Origin of the sequence: Alteromonas sp. NFXS44 (assembly GCF_040148705.1) — a bacterium.
Taxonomy (GTDB): domain Bacteria; phylum Pseudomonadota; class Gammaproteobacteria; order Enterobacterales; family Alteromonadaceae; genus Alteromonas.
The window spans coordinates 17,450-42,867 of sequence record NZ_JAGDEA010000005.1; the positions used below are offsets into that span (position 1 = coordinate 17,450).

16 protein-coding genes are annotated in these 25,418 nt (G+C 50.2%); 9 read left to right on the forward strand and 7 right to left on the reverse strand.

The window, feature by feature from the left end; genetic code table 11:
• Positions 1-32 precede the first annotated feature (32 nt).
• From J3369_RS05320 to J3369_RS05330, 3 genes are all read left to right on the forward strand, one after another.
• Positions 33-761 (forward strand): transglutaminase-like cysteine peptidase, encoded by a 729-nt coding sequence (locus J3369_RS05320; RefSeq protein WP_349584641.1) that lies wholly within the window; start codon positions 33-35, stop codon positions 759-761.
• A gap of 113 nt (positions 762-874) precedes the next feature.
• Complete coding sequence (sbcD, locus tag J3369_RS05325) at positions 875-2,098, forward strand: exonuclease subunit SbcD (protein WP_349584644.1); 1,224 nt, start codon at positions 875-877, stop codon at positions 2,096-2,098.
• On the forward strand, positions 2,095-5,787 hold the full coding sequence (locus J3369_RS05330) for an AAA family ATPase (protein ID WP_349584647.1): 3,693 nt from the start codon (positions 2,095-2,097) through the stop codon (positions 5,785-5,787). The genes sbcD and J3369_RS05330 overlap by 4 nt, the downstream gene beginning before the upstream one ends.
• A 22-nt stretch (positions 5,788-5,809) precedes the next feature.
• Here the strand turns inward: J3369_RS05330 and J3369_RS05335 are convergent, their stop codons facing one another.
• Positions 5,810-6,871: an ROK family protein gene (locus J3369_RS05335; RefSeq protein WP_303575126.1), complete on the reverse strand. Its 1,062-nt coding sequence runs from the start codon at positions 6,869-6,871 to the stop codon at positions 5,810-5,812.
• A gap of 972 nt (positions 6,872-7,843) precedes the next feature.
• On the opposite strand from J3369_RS05335, the gene J3369_RS05340 reads away from it, so the two are divergent.
• The 5 genes from J3369_RS05340 (at position 7,844) to J3369_RS05360 (ending at position 15,948) form a co-directional block, all read left to right on the forward strand.
• Positions 7,844-10,858: a TonB-dependent receptor gene (locus J3369_RS05340; protein WP_349584650.1), complete on the forward strand. Its 3,015-nt coding sequence runs from the start codon at positions 7,844-7,846 to the stop codon at positions 10,856-10,858.
• 173 nt (positions 10,859-11,031) lie between these two features.
• Positions 11,032-11,751 (forward strand): SapC family protein, encoded by a 720-nt coding sequence (locus J3369_RS05345; protein WP_303575124.1) that lies wholly within the window; start codon positions 11,032-11,034, stop codon positions 11,749-11,751.
• 75 nt (positions 11,752-11,826) lie between these two features.
• Entirely contained in the window at positions 11,827-12,861 is a 1,035-nt protein-coding gene (locus J3369_RS05350; protein ID WP_349584653.1) for a cupin-like domain-containing protein, read from the forward strand.
• 9 nt (positions 12,862-12,870) lie between these two features.
• Entirely contained in the window at positions 12,871-14,367 is a 1,497-nt protein-coding gene (locus tag J3369_RS05355; protein WP_349584656.1) for a tryptophan halogenase family protein, read from the forward strand.
• 18 nt (positions 14,368-14,385) lie between these two features.
• Positions 14,386-15,948 carry a tryptophan halogenase family protein gene (locus J3369_RS05360; RefSeq protein WP_349584659.1) on the forward strand — a complete coding sequence of 521 codons (1,563 nt, stop codon included), beginning with the start codon at positions 14,386-14,388 and terminating at the stop codon, positions 15,946-15,948.
• Here the strand turns inward: J3369_RS05360 and J3369_RS05365 are convergent.
• The 6 genes from J3369_RS05365 to J3369_RS05390 form a co-directional block, all read right to left on the reverse strand.
• Positions 15,938-17,437 (reverse strand): glycoside hydrolase family 30 protein, encoded by a 1,500-nt coding sequence (locus J3369_RS05365; RefSeq protein WP_349584662.1) that lies wholly within the window; start codon positions 17,435-17,437, stop codon positions 15,938-15,940. The two genes, J3369_RS05360 and J3369_RS05365, sit on opposite strands and share 11 nt — an antisense overlap.
• Before the next feature lie 109 nt (positions 17,438-17,546).
• Entirely contained in the window at positions 17,547-17,912 is a 366-nt protein-coding gene (locus tag J3369_RS05370; protein WP_349584665.1) for a DUF3703 domain-containing protein, read from the reverse strand.
• 23 nt (positions 17,913-17,935) lie between these two features.
• Positions 17,936-19,231 (reverse strand): SO_0444 family Cu/Zn efflux transporter, encoded by a 1,296-nt coding sequence (locus J3369_RS05375; protein ID WP_349584668.1) that lies wholly within the window; start codon positions 19,229-19,231, stop codon positions 17,936-17,938.
• Positions 19,228-19,653 (reverse strand): Zn(2+)-responsive transcriptional regulator, encoded by a 426-nt coding sequence (gene zntR / locus J3369_RS05380; protein WP_349584671.1) that lies wholly within the window; start codon positions 19,651-19,653, stop codon positions 19,228-19,230. The genes J3369_RS05375 and zntR overlap by 4 nt, the downstream gene beginning before the upstream one ends.
• Before the next feature lie 160 nt (positions 19,654-19,813).
• Positions 19,814-20,671 (reverse strand): patatin-like phospholipase family protein, encoded by an 858-nt coding sequence (locus J3369_RS05385; RefSeq protein ID WP_349584674.1) that lies wholly within the window; start codon positions 20,669-20,671, stop codon positions 19,814-19,816.
• A gap of 101 nt (positions 20,672-20,772) precedes the next feature.
• Positions 20,773-22,365 (reverse strand): ABC-F family ATPase, encoded by a 1,593-nt coding sequence (locus J3369_RS05390; RefSeq protein WP_349584677.1) that lies wholly within the window; start codon positions 22,363-22,365, stop codon positions 20,773-20,775.
• Between the two features lie 385 nt (positions 22,366-22,750).
• Between J3369_RS05390 and J3369_RS05395 the strand changes: the two genes are divergently transcribed.
• On the forward strand, positions 22,751-25,417 hold the full coding sequence (locus J3369_RS05395; protein ID WP_349584680.1) for a family 16 glycosylhydrolase: 2,667 nt from the start codon (positions 22,751-22,753) through the stop codon (positions 25,415-25,417).
• Position 25,418: the final 1 nt, after the last annotated feature.

Consider the following 25,418-nt stretch of genomic DNA (forward strand, 5'->3'; position numbering starts at 1 on the left):
TACATGCTCAGTCTTTATCAGGGTAAGTAGTTGTGCTCCTGTTGAAACAGCCACTCTTTCAGGGTAACCCCGGGTCATTCAGTCAGCGCCGGCTGTGCATTATGGTGATTGCCTGTTTCCTGCTGACAAACGCATTTGTTACCCGCGCATTTGTCGATATTAACTTTGGCAAATTCTGGCAGGCCGTCGCCAGACATGGCGGTAAAGTTGATGCGGGCCGTCAGGCGGGTCTGGAAGGCATGTTCAATGAAGCGCAGAATCTGCCGGAGTCGAAGCAGCTTCTTCTGGTTAATGCTTACTTTCGCGATAACGTAACCTACAAAACCGATGATATCGTCTGGAAGCAAAGCGATTACTGGGCATCACCGGCAGAGTTTCTGGCTAAAGAACTGGGCGATTGTGAAGATTACGCTATCGCTAAATATATCTTCCTGCTCAAACTGGGGGTCGCCGAAGAAAAGCTGCGTCTTATCTACGTAAAAGCGAAGGTGGGGGGACGCCGGAGTACAGAAACTCAGGCCCACATGGTTTTAGGCTATTATGAAACTCCCACCAGTCAGCCTATGATCCTCGACAGTTTAATTTCAGAAGTGCTGCCCGCACGGCAGCGAACAGATCTTGTTCCTGTGTTCAGTTTTAACAGTATGGGGATCTGGTCTCCGGGCCAGAAACAATCATCCGGTTCTCCTTCGGCCAGATTATCACGGTGGCGTAATGTGCTGGACAAAATCAGCTCTGAAGGCATCACGGTAACATCCTGATCCCGCTTAAGCCTGTACGAATCATCGCCGGTGCCGCGGCGGATTGTTGACTCGCCGCGCCGGTGTGGTCAACATAAGGCATGACGTGTCTCTGACTTTATATTGTTGTTCTTATGAAAATCCTCCATTCCTCAGACTGGCATCTCGGTCAGAGCTTTTTTACCCAAAACCGCAAAGACGAACATCAGCAGTTTCTCGACTGGCTGTTGCAGGTTGTAGAAGCGCAACAAGTTGATGCCATCATCGTTGCCGGCGATGTGTTTGATACCGGCACGCCACCCAGTTATGCCAGAGAAATGTATAACCGTTTTGTGGTGGCCTTGCAGGCCCACCGCTGTACGCTGATTGTCCTGGGTGGAAACCATGACTCTGTGTCAGTGCTGAATGAAACGCGGGGGCTGCTGTCTTGTCTGAATACTCATGTTATTGCCTCGGTGCTGGAAAACCCCGCGGATCAGGTGGTAGAACTTAAAGATAAAAACGGCGAAACCGGCGCATTTGTTTGTGCGATCCCGTTCATCCGCCCCAGAGACGTGCTGGTCAGTGCCGCGGGCCAGTCCACAGATGAGAAGAAACAGCACCTGGGTGATGCAATCAAAGCCCACTACCGGAGTGTGTACGATGTTGCGGCTGAGCGCCGCGAAGCTTCAGGAAAGGCTGTCCCTGTTATTGCTACAGGCCATCTTACTGCGCTTGGCGTATCTGCCTCGTCCAGTGTGCGGGATATCTACATCGGTACACTGGAAGGCTTCGCCGCCGACGGTTTTCCACCGGCTGATTATATTGCGCTGGGACACATTCACCGGCCACAGAAAGTGGCTAAATCAGAGCATATCCGCTACAGCGGCTCTCCTGTTGCTCTCAGTTTTGATGAACTGGGTACACAAAAGCAGGTGGTGCTGGTGAGTTTTGAGGGCAGCACACGCCCTGTTATCGAAGCCCTTCCCGTTCCGGTTTTTCAGCCCATGGCGGTTATCCGTGGCGATCTGGATACCATTGAGCAGTCACTCAAAGCGTTCACTGATACGGCAGCAACCACCTGGCTGTGTATCGAAGTCACCACGCAGGGGTATCTGTCTGATTTGCACCAGCGTATTCAGGCAATGACAGAAGATCAGCCGGTGGAGGTACTGCAGCTCAGGCGGATTCATGAAAGGGCTGCGGCGTCGTTGACGGCAGAATATGAACAGGATTTGTCAGAACTGTCGCCGGAAGAGGTCTTTGAGCGGCGCTTGCTGTTAATGGATGATGCCACAGAGGAAGAGGTGAAAGCCGGGTTGCGTACACAGTTTCGTGAAGTGGTATCGGGCCTTGATGCAGGGGAAGCAGCACAATGAAAATATTGACCCTGCGGCTTAAAAACCTCAATGCGCTTAAAGGTGAGTGGAAGCTGGATTTCACCGGCACCCCGTTTACTGATAATGGACTTTTTGCCATCACCGGTGCTACCGGAGCAGGCAAAACCACCTTGCTGGATGCAATCTGTCTGGCGCTTTATCATCAGACGCCCAGGCTTGGGCAACTGTCTGCGTCATCCAATGAAATCATGACCCGTGGTACCGGTGACTGTCTGGCTGAAGTTGAGTTTTCTGTTAAGGGCACGGCCTACCGTGCTTTCTGGAGTATGCGGCGGGCCCGGGGTAATGCCGACGGAAATCTGCAACCGGCGGAAGTGGAACTGGCCGAAGTAGAAAGCGGCAAGGTACTGGCTACACAAATACGCCCGAAAGCGGACGAGATAGAGCGGATCACCGGTTTAAACTTTGCCCGTTTTACTAAATCCATGATGTTGTCGCAGGGGGACTTTGCAGCCTTCCTGAATGCGCAGGAAAACGAAAGAGCGGAGCTGCTTGAAGAACTGACCGGTACCGAAATATACGGTGAGATTTCCCGTCGCGTGCATGAAAAATATAAAGAAGCTGAACAGGAACTTGCATTGCTGCGGGGAAACCGCAATAACATTTCTGTGCTGAGTGATGAGGAAAGAGCGTCGCTGATTTCGGCACTGGCGCAGGCTGACAATACGCTGAAAGAAGCCCGCGAAGCGTGTGAACACTGGCAGAGCGGACTGAACTGGCAGGCCGGTTTTGCGCAGCGCTTGTCACAAAAGCAGCAGGCAGAAGCTACGCTGACTAAGGCTAAAGATGATCTCACTACATTTGCGCCGGAGGCAGAAAAACTGCGGCAGGGTGAACTGGCAGAGCAAATTAAACCGGAACGTGAACAACTGAATGCCGCTGAAGCCGGAGTGCTGACGTTACAACAGCGGACAACATCACTGAAAGAGCAGCAACAGCAAAGCGCGCAGCACGCAGAAAGCAGCCTTAAAGAGAAAGACCAGTGCGCCGCAGCCCTTGAAGTCGCGGAGCAGGAAGGAAGTGCCCGCATTGCACTTATCCATAACCGGGTTATTCCGTTGGATAACAATATCGCCAGGCTGACTCAGGAAAAGCGTGAACTTGAATCTGCGCTGGAGCAGCAAAAAGCAATCACCGGTAAACTTGCCGCTGATATAGCAGGTTATGAGCAGGCGGCGGTAAGCATGCATGAGCAACTGACTGCGCATAAAAACTACCTGGACGTACATAAGGCCGACAGTGTTTTGCTGATGAAGCTGTCAGGCTGGCGCGGACAAATTAATCAGCTTGGCGGGCTCACCGCCAGTGTGGCGACCTCAGAAGAACAAGCCGTAAAGGCCCGTGAGCAGGTTGACGGGCAGACACATCAGGTTGCACAGGCGGAAAAAGCCCGCAATGAGGCCCTCAGTCTGTATAACGAAAAGCAGTCTGCGGTGACAAAACAACAGCAGGCAGTTAATTCGCTGGCCGCTGAGCAAAACGGGCAACAAGCCGAACAGGAGTTGCTGGCCATAGAACAGTGCTGGGCGCCGCTTAACCGGGCGATGTCGTTACAACAGCAATACCTGAAGTTATGCGGGAAACAGTCTGAGCATAAAGCTGAACAGGCGAGGCTGCAAAGTGACTACGATGAAGCGGTAAAGCATCGCAGCATTATGCGCGAAGAATTTGTTGCCCTCAGGCAGTCATTAAAGGATGTCACGTTATTGCTGAAACAAGAGGAGCAACTGGCAGAGTACCGGATGCAACTGACAGACGGTGAGGCTTGTCCGCTATGCGGCTCATTGTCTCATCCGGCCTCCGGGGAGGTTGCACTGGACGTGTCTGCTACACTAACCCGCAAGCATGAACTGGAAGCTCAGCTCAAAGAGGCGGAAAGTCTTGGCATTGCGCAGAACGAGCGTTGTGAAAGATTTAGGCTCGGACTGGAACAAACCACGCAGGCGCTGGAAAAAGCTGTGCAAGATTCAGATGGCATTGCCTTACAGTGGGAAAGCATATCGCAGGAAGCCGGTATTTCTGTTTCTCTGAATAATGAAACCGGACTGACTCAATATGAACAGCAGCAAAAAAATCGTGGGGCAGCGCTGCGGGAACAGCGAAGCAGAGCAAATCTTGAGAAGGAGAAGCTTGCAGCACTCACCACAGAACTGAACGAACTGCAACGGCAGGTAAGTCATGGTGAAAATCAGGTAGCACTCGCCGCTGAACGGTTGGCCCAATATCAGAAGCAGGCTGGTGACACACAAAGTGCACTGGAAAGCGCACAACAACAATGCGCTGCGCTGCACAATGCCATAGCGAAAGAAACTGCTGACGCCGGACATCCGTTACCGCCATCGGATTTTTCAGCCTGGCTGGACGGGCTTGAGGAGAAAGCGCAGCAGTGGGCTGATACCAAAGAGCAGGTGACTGCACTTGAGCAGCAGGTATCACAGCAGGCGGTGTATCGTGAAAATGCACAGCAAAACTGGCAGGCAGCGAAAGCGCAGGCTGGTAAGCTGAGTACTGCATTTAACGCTTTATGTGACACCCTCACTCAGCATCAAACCGAACGCCATGCTCTGGCCGGTACAACCCTGTCGCAAACTGCCATCACGGAAGCGGAACAGCGCATCGCGCAGGCCAAGCAGTATGCACAAGAAGCACTGGAGCGGGTAACGGCCGCAAAAGAGCATCACACCGGCGTTACATCTTCATTAAACGCTGCTGTTGAAACGCTGGGAGCCGCGCAGCAAAAGACGGAAGAGTTATCTGAACGCTGGCATACGCAGCGGAACCGGGCCGGTTTTGACAGCGATATTGATTTTCAAAATGCGATACTCACACCCGGACTACGTGACCAGCTCAGCCGGGAGAAGCAAACCCTGGAAGCTGCAACTCAGCGTCATTTCGCGTTATTTGACAGTGCCTGTGCGCAGTACAATAGTTGGCTCAATGATGAACAGGCCGCACTGTGGCAACATGCAGACGGCGATGAACTGCAGAGTAAATATCAGCAGGCGAATGAAGAACGGGACCGCATTCTCACCCGGCGGGGAGAACTGGCTGCCAGATGTCAGGCTGATGATGAGCAGCGTGAGAAACTGCACAGTTTGTCAGAAGGCATAGCGGAAAAAGAACAGGCGTTTGAGATCACATCGGCCCTGCACGGTCTCATCGGTTCCGCCACCGGTGATAAATTCCGAAAATTTGCGCAAGGCCTGACACTGGACAATCTTATTGTGCTGGCGAACCGTCAGTTGCAACGTCTGCATGGCCGCTACAGATTACAGCGAAAGCAGGCGGACGGTCTGGCTATTCTGGTAGTGGATACCTGGCAGGGTGACATCGCCAGAGATACGCGAACTTTATCCGGAGGCGAGAGCTTTCTGGTCAGCTTGTCTCTGGCACTGGCGCTGTCTGATCTTGTCAGTCATAAAACCAGCATTGATTCGCTGTTTCTGGACGAGGGGTTTGGTACGCTTGATGCTCAAACACTTGATATTGCACTGGATGCGCTGGATAACTTAAACGCATCAGGGAAAATGATTGGTGTGATCAGCCATATTGAAGCGATGAAAGAACGGATCCCGGTACAGATCAGGGTGAATAAGCGAAGTGGCCTCGGGATCAGCGAACTGGATAAGAGCTTCCGCTTCTCCCCGGAAGCCCCTCTTGCCGGATAGCACAATGCGGTCTGAATCTGTGCTATTCCGGTTGCGGTATCAGCCCCAGCGAAGCCAGTGCCAGTTCATGAGCGCCGGCTGATGCGCCGCAAAGCGGGGCGGTATCCGGCATTGCACTGGCAATGACCCTGGTCGGCATCAGTGTTTTTTGTGGAATCGTGTCTTTCAGTGTTTTCATAAAGGCATCGTGACGGGAAAGCGGACCACCAATCACTATGAGATCCGGATTCACCAGAATTCCCGCGTTAGAAATCACGTGGATAATTTTATCCATAGCCGGATGATCGTATAAAGAACGGTTTTCCAGTAAGGCCTTACCCAGCTGGTTCTCTACCACGTAATCCTGAAGGTTCTTCGAACCGTCCACTTTAAAATAGCCCACTTCGCCGGCGATACCCGAACTTCCGCGGATTAGATGCCCGTTGATATAAATGCCGGCACCGATCCCCCGACCAAAATAAAAGAACATGAAGTTCTTCTCGCCGATAGCGTTACCCTGCGAACGTTCCGCCATGGTTGCCCAGTTCACATCGTTATCAATAGTAATGGGGCAATGGAACATACTGGCAAACAGGGAGGGAAAATTAATGTCGTGAGCGAGGGGGAAAGGGGCACCGTGCAGAGGCAATACCTGGCCCGTTTCAGAATTCACCGGGTCGGCAATCGATATGCCTATGGCGAGGACTGCGCTTTTCGTTCGTGCAACCATGTCTTCAGCCATGGTGGTCAGTTTCTGGAAGAAGGCTTCGCTGCTGTCAATTCGGGTAGACGGTACGTGTGCCGCTTCTACATCGTAATCGGGTATGGCGTGGCCGTTAAGCGTGGCTAATTTGAACTGCTCTTCTGCAACAATATTTTCAGCCAGGTCGGTCAGGCGCATCTGAATGTGCTGACTGTCCAGTGCCACTGATAAGGTAACCCCCCGGTTGGCATTAATCTCATAAAGTATGCCCGCACGGCCCTGTTTATTCTGGGTTTTCTTTTTCGTTTCGTTGACCAGAGACTGGCCCTGCAAACGTCCTGCTGCCTCTGAAATAGTGGGGCGGGAAATGCCGGTAAGCTGAGAAATAGCTGCTCTGCTCATGGGTCCATTTTCGCGAAGACAGCGAAAAAACTGTCTGTCTGTGTCCAGTGCCAGGCCTTGCTGTTGGAGACGCTGACTCGATTGCTTGTGTACGGGCATAGTATTTTTGTTATGGAACAGCTCGCGCTGTTTTATCCTGTTGTTGAATAATTGTTAACGGTAAAAGGACTTTAAAAAGTCGTTTTCGTGACACACATTGTTAAAACCAGATCGCTGTTAAAGAGTCTTCTGCACTAAAAAAGTTCAGGGTTTACAGTTGTTTGTTTTTTGTTCTTTTTGCGATAATTCAGGCTTTACGGAACTTTCTGGTTTCTTTACATTTGTGTGACAGCAAAGTCAGTTTTATTATTGTTTTTTGCTTTGCACCATTCCCTTTTCAGAGGCCTCTATCATCTTCCGGTTATATTCTCTATAACTAATGCTTATCTTTTTCCTTTATTTTTCATAGCGAATTTTCAGCCTTTCCAAACAGTGACTTATCATAAAAATTTAATATGACCAATCCTTGCACTCCGGACAGTTGTCACCTTTACTTAACCTGCATTTGTAAATAAAAAGTGCCTTACAGGCCATTTATTCTAATCAGATACAGATAGTAAAATCTGCATTTACCCGCTCATTTAAGACTAAAGAATACTTCAATTTCAAGAAAAAGGTTAATTTTGTTAGGCAACCTAACAAAATACTTGCAATTGCTTCACAAGGCGGGCTATAACTACACCGTTACAATTCGTTAACGTTAATTGGCGGCTTGTAACGCGTTACATTGTGAGAATGGGATCACAACGTAACGGTTTGCACAGCGAGTGCGTGATGGGGTTGAGTGAACTGATTGACCAGTGTTTTATGCGCGGTAGTCATCCTCCTCATAAGGGACACGCACTTTAATTCACGTGTGAAAACTCAACTGGAAACCAAACTATGTTTAATAAAACAAAGCTATCTTGCGCAGTGTCAGGGGCACTCTGCGTAATGGTCGCATCACCTGTATTTGCTCAGGACGCACCAGAACAAGTAGAACAGATTGAAGTACGCGGTGTTCGCGGAAGTTTGTCTCAATCTATGAACGTAAAACGTCAGTCTACCGGTGTTGTTGACGCCATCTCTGCTGAAGACATGGGTAAATTCCCGGACACCAACCTGGCAGAATCTCTTCAGCGTATCACTGGTGTTTCTATCAACCGTGTAAACGGTGAAGGTTCAGAAGTTACCGTTCGTGGTTTCGGTGGTAACTTCAACCTGATCACATTAAACGGCCGTCAGATGCCTGCTGCTAACGTAGCATCTATTACCGGTAACCCGCTTGACCAGGGTGCTTCCGGTACAACCCGTTCTTTTGACTTCTCTAACCTGGCATCTGAAGGTGTAAGTGGCATTGAAGTTTATAAGACTGGCCGTGCAGCCGTACCATCAGGTGGTATCGGTGCAACAATCAATATCAATACGTTAAAGCCACTGTCTCAAGGTGAAAACCGTGCCTCTATCGGCGCGAAAGCCATGAAAGACTACAGCGGTGACGGTGTAACACCAGAATTAAGTGGTGTTGCTAACTGGTCAAACGATGACAACACATTTGGTGTAGCTGTGTTCGGTTCTTACCAGGAGCGTGACTCCGGTAGCCGCCACATGAGTGTTGAGAACTACCAGCTGTACAACTGGGATTCAACGTCTCCGGGCACTTTCGGTCTGGTTGACGGCGCTAACGTAACTAACGCACCTGCGGAAGGTCAGTTGGTTGCCATGCCTTCTAACTTAGGTTTAGGTGTAAATGAAGATAACCGTGAACGTATGAACGGTATGGTTACTTTACAGTTCGCACCTTCAGAAACCCTGACACTGACCGCTGACGCAACTTACGCCAGCAACGAAATCAACTCTACCTCTGTTGTTGACGGTATCTGGTTTGCCCGTCAGTTTACAGATATGGAATTTGATGGTAACCCGGTTGTTGCCACGCCAATCCGTTTCACTGAAGACATCGACGGTGGTAAAGACTTTTTCTTCCAGAACCTGGTGATGGCCGCTAAAGATGAACTGACATCTTTCGGTTTCAATGCAAACTGGTGGGCAAACGATTCACTGAACCTGCGTTTCGACGCTAACATGGCGAATGCAAAATCTGGCGGTAACGGTCCTTACGGTAAAAACGTAATCCGTTTCAACGTTGCAGGTGCAACTGCCGGCTGGCAAACCATGGACTTCGGTCTGGATATGCCTCAGGCAAGCATCGTTGTTGATGACTCTGTTAAAGGTAACAACAACGGTATCTTCGACCTGGCCGATGTTGGTCCTCAGGTTACCCGTGCCATTTCTTCTGATCAGGAATCTGACGTTAAACAGTTCCGTTTCGACGGTACGTGGGACGAAGGTTCTGACGTAAAAGTTGACTTCGGTATCGGCTACATGGCGACTGAAATGAATCAGCTTCGTTATGAAACTGAAGCGCAGCTTGGTGGTTGGGGTGTTGCTGATGTAGGTAACATTCCTGAAGGTCTGTTGGAAGTGACTTGTACAGCCTGTGCATTTGAAGATCACAACATGAGTGGTGTTGCCGGTGCGGATTCAATTGCCCAACCTGCAGGTTCAACCACAATCCCTCTGGGTAGCGTATCTTTCCGCGGTAACGCAGTAGACCTGCTGAACGCTGTTGCGCCGGCTTATGGCTTCACCCCGGGTGATCTGCCTTCTGTTGGTGCTCAGAACAACACCGTTAAAGAAGATATCCTGTCTCTGTACGCAATGGCGACAATGGATGGCGAAATCGGTGGTTTCGAAGCTAACTTAGTGGTTGGTGCCCGTTATGAGAAGACAGACGTTGAGTCTATCTCTCTGCAGTCTGTACCAGAGCAAATCATCTGGTTGTCAGATAACGACTTCACTATCAGCTACGGCGATCAGACTGAAGCGCTGTCTCAGGACCACTCTTATGAAGCGTTCCTGCCAAACATCGACTTCTCGGTTAACCTGACTGACGATTTGAAAGCCCGTGCTTCTTACAGCATGACGCTTGCACGCCCTGCGTATAACCAGATGTACACTGCTACCAGCATTGGTGCGCCTGGCCGTCCTACTTACTTAGGCGGTGTAGCATCAGGTAGCCGCGGTAACGCAGCGCTGGATCCACTGGAGTCCAACAACTTCGACCTGTCACTTGAATACTACTACGGTGATTCAAGCATGGTGTCAGTAGGTTACTACCGTAAAGACGTAGACAACTTCGTTGGTACACAGCAGGTTTCTCAAACTCTGTTCGGTCTGCTTGATGCGACTTCAGGTGCTGCCGGCACTGTTTCAGGTGAAGCTATTGCAGAGCTTGAAGCACGTGGTATCGAAGTAACAGAACGTAACTTCTTCACTATGTCTGCATTGCTTGCAAACCCTGACGTGTTCCCCAGTGGCGCTGATGAGTTCGAAGAAGGTCAGGCATTTGCTGATGACGTATTCGCTAACAACAATGTTGAGCCAGTGGCAGGCGACCCTGAAATGGCCTTCGAAGTTACTCAGCCTGTAAACAACCAGAGTGCACGTATCTCCGGTTACGAGTTTGCATGGCAGCACTTCTTCGGTGACAGCGGTTTCGGTTACCAGGCTAACTTCACCATCGTTGACGGTGATATCGGTTACGATGTAGGTGCTGATCCGGCAATCGACCAGTTTGCACTGGAAGGCTTAAGTGACTCAGCTAACTTAGTACTGATTTACGAAAAAGACGGCCTGTCTACCCGTGTTGCTTACAACTGGCGTGATTCCTTCCTGGCGGAAGTAAACCGTGGCGTATCTTCTGTTCGTAACCCATTGTTCATCGATGAGTACAAGCAGGTAGACGTTAACGTAAGTTACGACTTCAGCGAAGACCTGACAGTAAGCATGGACGTAATCAACCTGTTCGAAGAAGGTTCACGTCAATACGGCCGTAGCTACAACAACACGTTCTTCATCCAGGAACTGGACAGACGTATTGTACTGAGTGCCCGCTACAACTTCTGATAGCTGTCAGCATCCGGTCACAATCCTCCCGGATTGTGACCTTTGATTCTCAGGCGGGTGTGCCCTCGCATGCCGGCCTTAATCCTTACAAACATGACATTGCGCCTGACGGGGTAGCGCGATAACATCCTGCGTATACCTTTCGCTCAACCCGCAGTAACGGGGACCAATCTATGTCTAAACCAGTTGTTCTGAATAACGTCGATCATAAAGATCTGAAAGTTAATACCCGTCCGGGTGCTTTTTCCGGCCATCAGGTAAACCGTACCCGCGTATTCGCGTCTGAAATCAGTGAGCTGCACAAAGAGTTTCCGCTGGTATTTTATAAAGATGCCGACAGTGGCGAGTTGCAGATCCACAGTATTCTGGGGCTAAGCAAGGACGAAAACCTGTTCCTGAGTGAAGACGGATGGACAACCCGTTATATTCCTGCCGTGCTGGGGCGCGGACCATTCAGCATTGCCTATCGCGAATCTGATGATTCTGCACCGGAACCGTTTATTTGTATTGATATGGACGATCCCCGTGTTGGCGATGAAGGTGAAGCGGTCTTCCTGCCAATGGGTGGCGAATCCGGTTATCTGAATTATGTAAAAAAGGCATTGCAGACCATTGAAGCCGGTGCCCAATACAACAAAACTTTGTTTACGCTGGTGGAAGAGATGGATCTTCTGGAGCCGGTGAACATTGAGATTAAGCTCAGCAATGTAGAGCAGGTGAATTTCTCTAATTACTATTCTGTCAACCAGGAAAAGCTTTCTCAGCTCGACGGTGACAGTCTGGCAAAGTTAAGTCAGTACGGTATGCTTGGCCCGCTTTACTTTATTTTATCTTCACTGGGTAATTTTCAGCGTTTAATTGATCTGAAGAACGCAAAATCTGCGCTGATTTAGGTACAGTGCTGGTCCGGATTGTCAGTGCCGGCTGGTACTGACATTTAAGCCGCTTTTTAATAACGGACGAAAACCATGGTTACACCTTCCCGACAAACAGTAACAGTGTGGGAAGGCATCACACCAGATGCCATCCCGTTTGATGATCTCTTCGCTCTTAACCAGCCGGTTATTCTTAAGGGGCTGGTAAACGACTGGCCAATGGTTAAAGCAGGGCGGAAATCCCCCCTTGATACCATGCAGATGCTGGAAGATAACTACAGCAATAAACCCATGCTGGTGTATCGCGCACCATCAGAAATTCAGTCCCGCTTCGGATACAACGATACCTGTACCGGATTTAATTTCTCTGCAGAACGGTCAACGATCCCCGATGTGTTTAACACAATCCGTAATGAGCTCAGTGAGCAGGAGCATGAATACCTGTACGTCAACTCTCTGGTGCTGAAAGAAGGATTCCCTGCACTGGCAGACAGTCATTCCCTGGCGTTTACTCATCCTGAATTTGAGCAAAATCCGGTGGTCGCCAAAATCTGGCTGGGAACAGAATCTGTAGCTGCTGCGCATTTTGATCAACCTAAAAATCTGGCCTGCTGTGTTGTGGGTAAACGACGGTTCATGCTGTTTCCGCCGGAACAGGTGGAGAACCTTTATCCCGGGCCGCTGCATCCCACGCCGGGCGGTCAGGTTGTTACGCTGGCGAATTTCGCTGAACCTGACTTCGATAAGTTCCCCCGCCTTAAAGAGGCGATGGACAATGCGTGGATTGCTGACCTGGAACCCGGTGACGGCCTTTATTACCCCAGTATGTGGTGGCATGAAGTTACGGCATACGACCGCTTTAACGTAATGGTTAATTTCTGGTGGATGACCACAGAGCGTCACAAAGGCAACCCCATGGATGTGCTGTTACATGGCATGATGAGTTTGCGGGAAAAACCTGAACAGGAAAAACAAGCATGGAAGGCGTTGTTTGATTATTACGTGTTTGGTGATGCGCAGCGTGTTCGTGAACATCTTCCGCCGGAGTGCCGCGGTGCGCTGGGGGAAATGGACGACATTAACGCCAGGCGTTTGCGTTCTATGTTAATCAGTAACCTGAACCGGTAAGGAGCAGGCGTGAGCGAAAATAAAAAAACAAAAGTTGTCATTGCCGGTGGTGGTACAGCCGGATGGCTGAGTGCATTCAGTTTGGCAACCAGGCTGGGGAATTTACTCGACATTACGCTGGTCGAATCCGACCAGATCGGCACCGTGGGTGTGGGGGAAGCCACTATTCCTACCATGCGCAGTTTCCATCTGTTGATGGGCATAAACGAACAGGAATTTATGTCTGCCACCCAGGCCACATTTAAACTGGGCATTCAGTTTGAAAACTGGGGGGCTAAAGATGAAAACTATCTGCATTCCTTTGGCGAAATTGGTCAGCGTGCCTGGATGGCAGAGTTTCACGCCTTCTGGATGGCGGCAAAAGAAAGTGGCTACAGTGCCGGACTGGACGACTTCTGTCTTGAACTGAAAGCCGCCAGAGAAGGTAAGTTTGCCCTTGCGGCGGGTAAGAAGCCACTGAATTATGCCTTTCATCTGGATGCCACGGCCTATGCCGCCTGGCTGCGTAAAAAGAGTGAAGCCGCCGGTGTGAAACGCATTGAAGGCAAAATTGCTGCAGTGGATCTTCACAGTGACAGTGGCAACATTACGGCATTAAAGCTGGAGACGGGCCAGGTCATAGCCGGTGATGTGTTTATTGACTGCACTGGCTTTCGCGGACTGCTTATTGGTGAATACCTGGGTGTTGAGTACGAAGACTGGAGTCATTATCTCGCAGCCGACAGCGCTATTGCTGTGCAAACTGAGTCCGTTGAACCACCTTTACCTTACACCCGTGCTATTGCTCACGAGGCCGGCTGGCAGTGGCGTATACCGCTGCAGACGCGCACCGGTAATGGCATTGTCTATTCCAGTCGTTTTCTCAGCGATGAAGAGGCTGAAAAGACACTGCTGGCAAACCTTGACGGCAAGCCCCTGACTCAACCCCGGAAACTGAAGTTTAAAACCGGAAGACGGGTAAAGGCATGGCATAAGAATTGTGTATCCATCGGTTTATCCGGCGGCTTTCTGGAGCCTCTTGAATCAACCAGCATTCACCTGGTCACCACGGCACTTATCCGTCTTATGAAGTTATTTCCGTTTTCGGATAATTTTGGAATATTAGCCGAAAGGTTTAACCAGGAAACGGCGGTTGAACTTGAAACTATCCGGGACTTTATTATCCTTCATTATCATCAGACTACACGTGATGACGGTCCGTTCTGGAACCACTACAGGACAATGGATGTGCCCGGTTCGCTGAAACACAGACTGTCGATTTTTCGTGAAAATGGTTATGTGTGGCCTGATGATGTATCGCTGTTCAGAGTGGACTCATGGGTACAGGTTATGATGGGGCAGGGACTGATGCCCGGAAGCTATCATCAGGCCGGTAAATTGCTCGCTCCTGAAGGACTGAAACAACAGTTAACAGCATTAAAGAATCAAATTGATAACCAGTTGGCGCAATTGCCGCCACACGCACAATTCATAGAGAAATATTGCCCGGCAGGGAAGGTGGGTTAATTTTCAGGAGACTGGAAAATGACGAACCGTGTTGTAATTGTTGGTGGTGGTGCCGCCGGATGGCTGACAGCAGGCATCCTGGCCGCGAAAAATGGCGAAAAATCCGGATGTACCCATCCGGTTCGCATTGAACTGGTTGAATCTCCCAACGTTAAAAACCTCATGGTAGGCGAAGGCACCTGGCCTACCATGCGGGATACTCTCCGCCAGATTGGCATTTCTGAAAAAGACTTCATGCAGTTCTGCAATGCCGGGTTTAAACAGGCGTCCAAGTTTGTGGGCTGGCAATATGGTAACGGAGAGCATTACTATCATCCGTTCACTGCACCGGCTGGCTACGGCGCGGTGAATCTGTCGCAATATTTTCTTAAAAATCGTCCCGGTTCTGATTTTGAAACATTAGTCTGTGCCCAGGGGGCTGTGTGTGAGCAGTCACTTGCACCGAAGAAGCTGACAACGCCGGAATTTGCCTTTGCTCTGAATTACGGTTATCACCTCAACGCCGGTAAATTTACAGAAATGCTGCGTTCGCACTGCACGCAGAAACTGGGTGTGGAGCATACCACCGGACATGTGGAACAGGTGAATGGTGCGCCGGACGGTGATATCGCTTCAGTGACATTGTCGGATGGCCGTGTCATTGAAGGTGATCTGTTTATCGATTGTAGTGGTTTTAAAGCACTATTGCTGAGCGGGTTTTATAACGTTCCCATGGTGTGCAGGCGTGATCAGTTGTTCAATGATGCTGCGCTGGCACTTCAGGTGCCTTATCGTGATGAAAATGCGCCGGTAGCTTCTGCAACCGTAGCAACGGCACAAAAGCACGGTTGGATTTGGGATATTGCCTTGTCCGGCCGCCGGGGTATTGGCCATGTGTTCTCCCGCCAGTACTGCTCTGCAGATCAGGCTCAGGATGCACTGATGCAGTATGTGAAAAATGACCCGCATCTGGATGCATCAAAAGCAGAGCCCCGGTTAATCACCTTTGAACCCGGTCACCGTTCTGTGTTCTGGCACCGCAACTGTGTAGCCATTGGCGTGTCAGCCGGATTCGTTGAGCCTCTTGAAGCAACGGCACTGGTGCTGGTAGAAAAATCCGTTGAATGGATAAGCCACCAGTTTCCCCGTTGCCGCAATGCCATGACGGTACTGGCTAAACGGTATAACGAAATCACCCACAGCCGGTGGGAAGAGATCATCGACTTTATCAAGCTGCATTATGTGCTGTCGTCCCGGGAAGACAGTGAATACTGGCGTGCTCACCGCGATGCATCCTCCGTGCCGCAAAGCCTGAAAGATTCTCTGGCATTGTGGCAAACCCAGCCGCCCTGGCTCTACGAGAGCGATCGCCGTCTGGAGCTGTTTTCTTCAGCCAGTAAACAATACGTATTGATGGGCATGCAATCTACATTCGGGGAGGCATGTACAGGCTTGTCGCAACATGAAATGCGGGTGGCGGATAAGGCTTTAAATGATGTGCGACGCTCGACAGAGCAATTGCTGAATGGCTTACCCACCAACCGCGAGTTTTTGTCACGGCTGGCAGGTGCGGTTAAAAAGGACTGCAGGGCTACAGCATAGCGCTGTCGACAACGATGGTGTTGAATGAATCCGCCGGCATGGGAATGGTCATTAATTTTTCGCCCAGGGAAACTTTTACCGTCAGTGGCTCCGCCATCTCGTTTTGGATAACCAGAACCAGGCTGCCATCGGGGTTTTTGAATGCGAGCTGATTTTCATAGCCGGTGAAGCTGGTTGCGGGAATATACGTCGCGCCGGGTTTCACGAAGCTGCTGAGATGTCGCATTAAATAGTATTCAGGATTGATGCGGTATCCTCCGGGCTGGATGGTTAACAATGAGTTTTGCGGCCAGCCCCAGGTGCTGTGTGGATCTTCCCCAAGGATCATGTTCCAGTATTCGTAAACACCGGCTCCATTTTGAATATACTTCTTGAGCAGTCCCCAGGCATATCTTGCATAGTGCCAGTCATTAGTACCCGTTCCGCACTCCTGTTCAGTTCCCCAGATAGCCAGTTCAGGATGAGACTTATTAATGTAAGGAAGAGCACCTTTGCCGGCCCACTGAACACCGACGCCTTTTATCACGTCTGCAGCCACATCGTTTGCAAGAACACGGTTAACCATTTCCGGAGAAGGCCGCTCCAGTGTACCCAATAAAACATCAACGCCGAGGGGATCCATTTCTTTGCCCAGATAGGGGATAAACCTGGCAAGACCTTCCGGCGTCCAGCAACAACTGGGGAATGGCTGAGCTGAATTCCATTCGTTTTGTGGCATTACTGCGCTTATCTCAATATTGTGTTCAGCGTAAGATTCAACATATTTGCGGAAATAAAGTGCATAAGCTTTCAGATATTTATCTTCTAATCTGAAATAGTCATTCCCTTCACTGCCTGTTTGCGAAGGCTTAATCCCATTGTCGGCAGCGCCGGGCCATGAAGGTGACATGGCATAGTGTCCGTTAGTTTTCATCCAGACAGGAGGACTCCAGGGGGATCCCCACACAGTAAGTTCGCTGCGGATGGCTTGCGCACTGTTAATAAAAGGAATTAACGTCGATTCGTCATTTTTTACGCTGAACGATTTCATTGCGAAATCGCCGTCCCGGTCGTTGTAGCTATACCATTTTAAGGCGAAATCATTCGCGGCAACCGGCGTACGGCAAATCGTAAAATTTGCGCCCTGTTGCTCATCGAACAGCAACTCAAGAATGTCCTGTTGTTTTTCTTCCGTTAACGCAGACAGGGCTTGCCAGCCAAGTTCACTGAAAGCACCCCCAAAACCTTTTATGGTTTGTTGTGGATTATTAAACTCAACGTACACGTTTACATCGACAATGCTCAATGCGCCTGGCACAGACACATCTATTCCGTGACGCTCTTGCCAGGGGCGGGCCTGAGTTGAGGATACCCACGTCACCCCCTTCTGTGTGTTCAGAGAAGGGGTTTTCAGAGCATTAAGGTTAACAGTTGCTTGAGCTGATGAAAGGGTAGCCGCGGCAGCAAGGCCACCACTTCCTGCCAGAAATTGTCTTCTGTTAATTGGCATATTTATTCTCCGTTTTTCAGTTAAATTACCAAAAACGGAAAAGGCCAAAGTTATCATTTATATTGTCATTATTACGTTTTCTTTCGCCACCGGTGGCAGCGTCGGGGAACTACTTTTTTGAACGGGCAGACATAATTGCCCGCCTGTGAGCTTCAGAAACAGGCATCGGCTTAAACGCACTGACGTTTCCGCCGCCGGTGTTTCCCGCCGGGACCAGACCGGCAAAGGTCTTCGTGGCGGCGCCGGTGATACGGATGATCTGAGCAATCACTTCGCGGATGTCGGTTCGCTGCCAGGCCCACAGCAACATCAGAATATGAACACGGGTATGCCAGTACGTTGAAAGCTGCCCCAGCACATGTGCATTTTCCAGATGCTTAAATGCGCTTTGCCAGTGCCCGTTAATTTGTAAAGACCGGGCCATGACCAGTTCGCGGCGAACAGACATCGCGATGTTTTTTGTAAAATTACCCATGTGATGGCTTCCTGTTCAGTTTCTTAATGACAGCTGCTTTGCATATTATTGCCGGAAAACCACTTGTCCTTCGCTGCCTGCCAGCTGTTACGTACCATCAGTGCGCCGAGCACTACCGCACACAATGCGTAAAAGGCATTTACTGTCTCGCCGTGATGGTGGGCTCCCTCACCGGTGGGGATAAAAGATTGCCAGTTAAATGCCTCAACCGCCGCATTCAGCAGGTAACCCAAACCGATGCTGGCTGTGAGTATGCAGAACAAATAGATGATAAGAGAGCGGCGACCGAGTTCGCGGCCAATCATGCCCATGGTAGAAATATTGGTTGCCGGACCTGCTAGCAGGAACACCAGGATCGCACCGGGTGACAGGCCGGCAGACAGAAAGCCTACGGCAAGCGGTGTTGATGCCGTTGCACAGATATACATAGGGATCCCAATCAGCGCCATAACCAGCATAGCCAGAAAACCATCGCCCCATTGGGTCAGAAAAGATACCGGTACCCAGGTCTGAATAGCTGCAGCCAGCGTAAGGCCAATGAGTAACCACATAGTGATATCTTCCAGAAGTTTACCTGTAGCGAACTGCCAGATTTGAACGACTTTATTCTCTTTTTCTGATTCGGCCTGAGTTGAACTGCAACAGGAAGAAGTTTCTGCAGGTGCCGGTGTAGTGACTTTCGTGTCGCAGCAACTACTTTGCGCTGCAGGCTTTTCACTGCTGCAACAGGTTGATTCCGGCTTTTCATGTGCCGTTTCGCTGCAACAGGATTTAACTGGCGCAACCACTTCAGCTTTTGAAGCACAGCAAGACGATACGGGTTCCTGTACAGACGCTTTGCTGCTGCGGCAACTGTCCTGCTCAACCTTTTCCGGGGTAGCAGATGAAGAAGAAATGTCCTGTTCGTCTTTCACAAACCACTTCACCATTAAACCGGTATAAATGGCGCTGAAGATGGCAGCAACAGGACGAACCACAGCGAATACGGGGCCGAGCAGGGCGTAGGAAACCGATATTGAATCTACCCCTGTTTCCGGTGTGGAAACGAGAAAGGATGCTGTGGCCGGCTTCGAAGCTCCGCTTCTTCTTAATCCCAGTGCAGCGGGAATGACTCCGCATGAGCACAGTGGTAATGGTGCACCAATGAAGGCAGATTTTATCACCGCCCCCACACTGTTCTTACCCATATGTTTCTGCAACAAGCTCACAGGGACGAGTTCGTGCATAATACCGGCAACCAGTAAGCCCATGAGTAACCACGGCGCTGATTCCATAAACAGACCAAAGAAATTGGTGAGTAATAGCGTGATATCGTTCATAGCGGTTTTTCTGAGTCCAGGAGTTGTAGAATTGTGCAATGCTGAGCACTTTCAGGGCCGCCATCGCACAGATTATTCATTTGAAGCAGCGACTGACGGATACGCTCCAGTTCATTAATTTTGGCTGTTACTTGCTGCAGCTTTTGTTCGGTGACTTTCTTCACTTCACCGCACGTGTGGGTATCAGGATGCAGTTTCAGCTCCATGAGTTCGCTGATTTCATTCAACGTGAAACCCACCGTTTTGGTGCGCTGAATAAATAAGAGCTTTTCCACGTCATCTTCAGAATACAGGCGATAACCTGCATCAGAGCGCTCGGAAGGCGTAAGCAATCCCTTGCTCTCGTAAAAGCGGATGGTGTCGTTACTCAGGTCAGTCAGGCGGGCCAGTTCGCCTATTTTCAGTAAGTCTGATTTTTTCATAGTGCTTACTATAAACCCTGGAGTTAACTCCAGAGTCAAATGTTTTTAAAAAAATATAGTGGCCGGGGATTAATAGATATCAGCGATGATATAAAGGGCGCCGGGGTATTGCACCTTAACGTCCTGAATGAACCTTAGATTTATTTGAACAAGCCGGAACTCAGCTAATTCTGGAATACTGCTTTTTTAACTTTTCCGGCAGGTAAGCCATTGTCGTGTTGTAGCCGGTTTCGAATAGCGCTTCTTTGTCAGCGCCGTTGGCATCAAAGTCCACGGCGGAGACCTCTCCGGTATCAATTAAAATGGTGCGCTGCCAGAATTCAGCGTGTACGTATTCCCTTGCCAGTGCCGACATAAAAGTACGGATTAACAGCATGACATAAGTGGGCAGGGCGAAACGGGCTTTCTTCTTGCCCAGGTTCTCTTTTTTCTGACGGCTTTGCAGGCGGAAGCAGACTGACGGTGTTCCGTCCTGCTGCCAGTCACGGAACAGTGCGTCCTCAGACAGCACCGCGCCGTCCACCAGTAATTTATCTTCGAATTGTTTGAAGGCAAAAATGAGGGGGATCGACATGGAAGCCCGTACTGCAGCGGAGACTTTTACATCCGGTGTTTCTGTTGCATTAAACAGCGCCGGACCGCCGCCGTTCACATCGGTGGCCAGAATATGTAGAGGATAGTTGATGGTTGAAAAGGTAACGCCGTCGAGCTGTTCATCCAGCCACTGCTCGAAAATATCTCCTGATGCCAGACCGCCTTCACGTAGCAGTCGCCACAAAGAAAAATCAGCAAACTGACGGAAGTCAGTATTCAGTGCCAGATGCTTCATTTCGGTTACTGTGAAGCCCCGTGCGTACATTGCCGCAATGATAGAGCCGCCGGATACGCCCACAATGGTATTGTGTTTTACGTTAAGGTCGTCGAGTGCCTGTAATATACCTATATGAGCAGGCAGCCGTGTGCCGCCGCCGGATAGAATGGGAACGATTTGCTTGGGGAATATTCTGGATACAGACATACACCATCACCTTTTTCACCTTATACAAAGCATAGTTCAAGGTTGAAAAAGGCGACAGTTTCCGCCGTGTAATAAGCGCTTTTCAGTTATTAAATTTAATACTAAACAGCAGCGCTGTGCGCAAGGAACTCTTCGTAGGTACCTTCAAAATAATTGATTTTCTGATCTTTAATTTCGATAACCCGGGTGGCCAGTGAGGAGACAAATTCACGGTCGTGGCTGACAAAAATCACAGTGCCGTCGTAGTTTGCCAGAGCATTATTCAGTGCCTCAATAGATTCCATATCAAGGTGGTTAGTAGGCTCGTCCATCACCAGCACATTGATGTCCTGTAGCATTAACTTACCAAACAACAGACGGTTTTTCTCACCACCGGAGCAGACACTCACTTTCTTATTGAAATCATCGGAGGTGAACAGCAAACGACCCAGCATGGCTTTGACCTGCAGATCATCATGCTTCGGTCCGCGCCACTGGCTCATCCATTCAAATAAAGTCAGTTCGTTGGTAAAATCACGGTTGCTGTCCTGAGGAACGTAACCTACTTCGGCGTTTTCAGCCCACTTTACCATGCCCTCATTGGCGTCCAGTTCGTTGATCAGACATTTCAGCAGGGTGGTTTTACCCGCACCGTTTTCACCGATAATGGCAAGACGGGCTCCCGCTTCTAAAAGCAAATTACCGTTACTGAAAAGTGGCAGTTCCGGGAAGCCGTGCCCCAGATCTTCAAGAGTAATAGCCAGACGGTGCAGCTTCTTATGTTGTTTAAAAATGATGTATGGCTTACGGCGGCTGGACGCTTTAATCTCGTTCAGTTCAATTTTCTCAAGACGCTTTGCCCGTGAAGTTGCCTGCTTGGCTTTTGAGGCGTTAGCTGAGAAGCGGGCTACGAAACTTTGCAGCTCTTCAATCTCTGCCTTTTTCTTATCATTTTCATGATGGAGCTGTTCCAGCGCAGCGGCAGCGGCTTCTGAGAAATCGTCATAGTTACCAGGATAAATACGCAATTCACCGTAATCAATATCGGCCATGTGAGTGCATACGGAATTTAAGAAGTGACGATCGTGAGAAATAATGATCATGGTAGACTTGCGCTTGTTCAGCTCTTCAGCCAGCCAGTTGATGGTGTAGATATCCAGGTTGTTAGTCGGTTCGTCCAGCAGCAGAATATCCGGATCGGCAAATAACGCCTGCGCCAGTAACACACGGACTTTTTTACCCGGCGCCACTTCCTTCATCAGACCAAAGTGATAGTCTTCTTCAATGCCGGCAGCAATTAAGATATCTCCTGCACGGGCTTCGGCGGTATAACCGTCCATTTCAGCAAAGCGGGTTTCCAGATCGGCAACACGCATACCGTCTTCTTCACTCATGTCTGCTTTGCTGTAAATCTCGTCACGCTCCTTCTTCACTTCCCACAGTTCGTTATCGCCCATGATCACAGCATCAACCACCGACATTTCTTCAAAGGCGAATTGATCCTGATTCAGGATCCCAAGCCTGGTGCCCGGGGCGAGAGATACGTTTCCGGCGGAAGGGGTGAGCTTGCCGCTTAAAATTTTCATGAAGGTTGACTTACCACAGCCATTCGCGCCAATCAGGCCGTAGCGATTGCCGTTACCGAACTTAGCGGAGATATTTTCGAACAAAGGCGCAGAGCCAAACTGCATGGTGATATTGGCGGTGGTGATCACAACAAATTCCCGGAAAACAAAAAAGAGGTACACGTGAGTGCGTTCAAGGCCGCGCAATATAAAGAATCCTGCCGGCTGTGTCGAGGTTAAACTGGCTAAAAGTCGCGCAATAGCGCACCGGTGAGTCAATCTGTCACGAAGGTGACTGAAATGTTAAAAAAATGAGAATGGCGTTGACCTTTATTTGACCGTGTCGTAATGTAATGAAAGCGCTTTCATAATCAGCGGGAATGGAATTCAATCGCGCTCAACTGAACAGTGCTTTCTTTTTGAGAAAATTTGTAAGCGCTTACAAAATTAATTCGACCACACAGACGGGACGAAAACTAAAAACAAATTTCCGGCAACGCCTGCTTGCCGGAAGTTGAAAACAGGGCTGAACACAATGACTAAAACATTTTTACAATTGTCGCGGCTGGCGGCCGCGATATCGGTCACAACCCTTGTGGGATGTGGCGGTGGCGCCACCACAAATACGGACGTGAATATTGTTGAGCCAACGGTACCGGTAACAGACTGGGAGTTGGTATGGAGTGATGATTTTGACGGGTCTTCTATTGACGGAAATAACTGGACTCATGAAGTCAATTGCGCCGGTGGTGGCAACAACGAATCCCAGTGCTACACCGACAGTCCTGAAAATGCATTTGTCTCTGACGGCACGCTAAAAATTGTCGCGTTACCCGCCGGAGAAGGGGCGGAGAAGCCTTACACATCAGCCCGACTCGTTACACAGTACAAAGCAGACTTTAAATATGGCCGTTTTGAAATGCGCGCAAAGCTGCCCTCTGGTCAGGGAAGCTGGCCGGCATTCTGGATGATGCCTACCGATTCTGTTTATGGTGGCTGGCCGCGAAGTGGTGAAATCGACATCATGGAAGCGGTTAATCTGAAAGCCATGGACGCCGACGGTAACCCGGAAGCAAACATTCACGGTACCCTGCATTACGGCAGTGAGTGGCCGAATAACAAATACAGTGGTAAGGCCTATAAGTTACCGGACGGCGCTAATCCAGCTGACGATTTCCATACTTATGCGGTGGAATGGCAGGAAGGCGAAATTCGCTGGTATATGGATGATTACCTGTACGCCACACAGCGAAAGTCAACGGTGCGTTACAACAGCAAAGGCGAAGCGACCGGTCTGGCGCATCGTGGCTGGTACACCGAATATTTCGATCAGACCAGCGGCGAATTGCAGAACTACTATACCAATGCCCCTTTCGATCAGGAATTCTTCATGATCCTGAATTTGGCGGTAGGCGGCGACTGGCCATCCAACGTGAATGAGCTGGGTATCGACCCGGAAGCCTTCGCGGAAGGACAAACTTACGAAATCGATTATGTGCATGTTTATCAATGTTCAGCCAATCCGGATACCGGTAAAGGCTGTGAAACTGTGCGCCCCGGCTATGACTCTACAGATGATGCTCTGGTAGAAGGTGAAGCGCCCATTCCTTCACCACCTTCCAGCGGTGTGGCACAGAACCTGACCATCTTTGGTGGTACCGATAACCCGAACTGGCCAGCCTGGGACTGCTGTGGTGGCTCAACGCCTGCCATCGTCGATGATGCCGAAAAGGGCAACGTTTACGAGTTTTCAATCGGCGCAACACCAACTGTAATGGGGTTCGTCAGTCGCAGTACCTTTATTACCGATCCAAACGGTCAGGCAACCCCTTTTGACGGTGCGCCTATGGTGGAAACCGGCAGTGTAAAGTTTGATTTGAAAGTCACTTCGCTGCCTTCTGATGCCAGTGCTGCCTGGCTGTTCAAAATTGAAAGCTCAGAAGGAGCAACCGCTGTAGAGTTTCCACTGGCAACCGGCTACACGGGCCCGAATGAATCTGCCGGCGATACGCCGGAAGAGGGCGTGTGGGAAACTTATGAATTTCCGCTTTCCATGCTCGATGAAGCCGGCCTGGATGTGAGCGCCATTGACGTCATTATGGTGTTCCCTGCCTGGGGCGCGGGTGACGGAGCAACTTACCGCCTGACCAACGTGGAAATTTCTGCAGAATCCAGCTACCCGGAACTGGTGATTTTTGAAGATGCTACAAACCCTAACTGGCCTATGTGGGACTGCTGCGGCGGCTCAACGCCCACAGAAGAAATGGATGATGATGCCCACGGCCTGACCGCTGAATTTCGTATTGGTGCCGATCCAACGGTAATGGGCTTCACTAGCCGCTCTGCCGACGGTGGCGGTGACACACCATTTGATGCCACAGCACTGGCAGATGGTGGTCTGCTGCAATTCGATATGCGTGTGGTAAGTATGCCCAACGACGCTTCGGCGGCCTGGCTGTTCAAGGTGGAATCCAACGGTGCCGCTACGGCGATTGAGCTGCCACTGACTGCCAGTGTTGAAGGTGAAGCGCCGGTTGCAGGTGAGTGGCAAACCTATACGTTCCCGATTGCTGATCTGCAGGCCGGTGGCCTGGATATCAGCGCCATTGACGTGATCATGGTGTTCCCGGCCTGGGGTGCCGGTGAAGGTGCGGCATATCGTATCGACAACATGAAACTGTACCACCCGGATGCCGGTGCGGCTGCAGGTTTAACCCTGTTCGCTGATACCGCTGCGGACATGTGGAGCGTGTGGGATTGCTGTGGCGGTTCTACTCCGACAATCGAAGCCGATGATGACGCCCACGAAGACGTAGCCGAGTTCCGCATTGGCGGTACCCCAACGGTAATGGGCTTCCTGGCAGACGAAGATGTGTCTTTCGATGCCTCAGCACTTCTTACCACGGGTGCTGTCCGCTTTGAAATGAAAGTGACTTCTATGCCTGCTGACAGCACAGCGCCCTGGCTGTTTAAGATTGAATCTACCGGCGCTGCCACCGCCGTTGAGTTACCGCTGTCGGAAAGCCTGGAAGGCGCCGATCCGGTAGCCGGCGAATGGCAAACCTATACCTTCCCACTGCAAACGCTGTCTGACCTCGGCTTAGATGTTTCAGACATCAACGTGGTGATGGTGTTCCCGGCATGGGGACAGGGTGACGGCGCGGTTTACCGCATCGATAACGCAGAAATTGCAGCGCAATAAC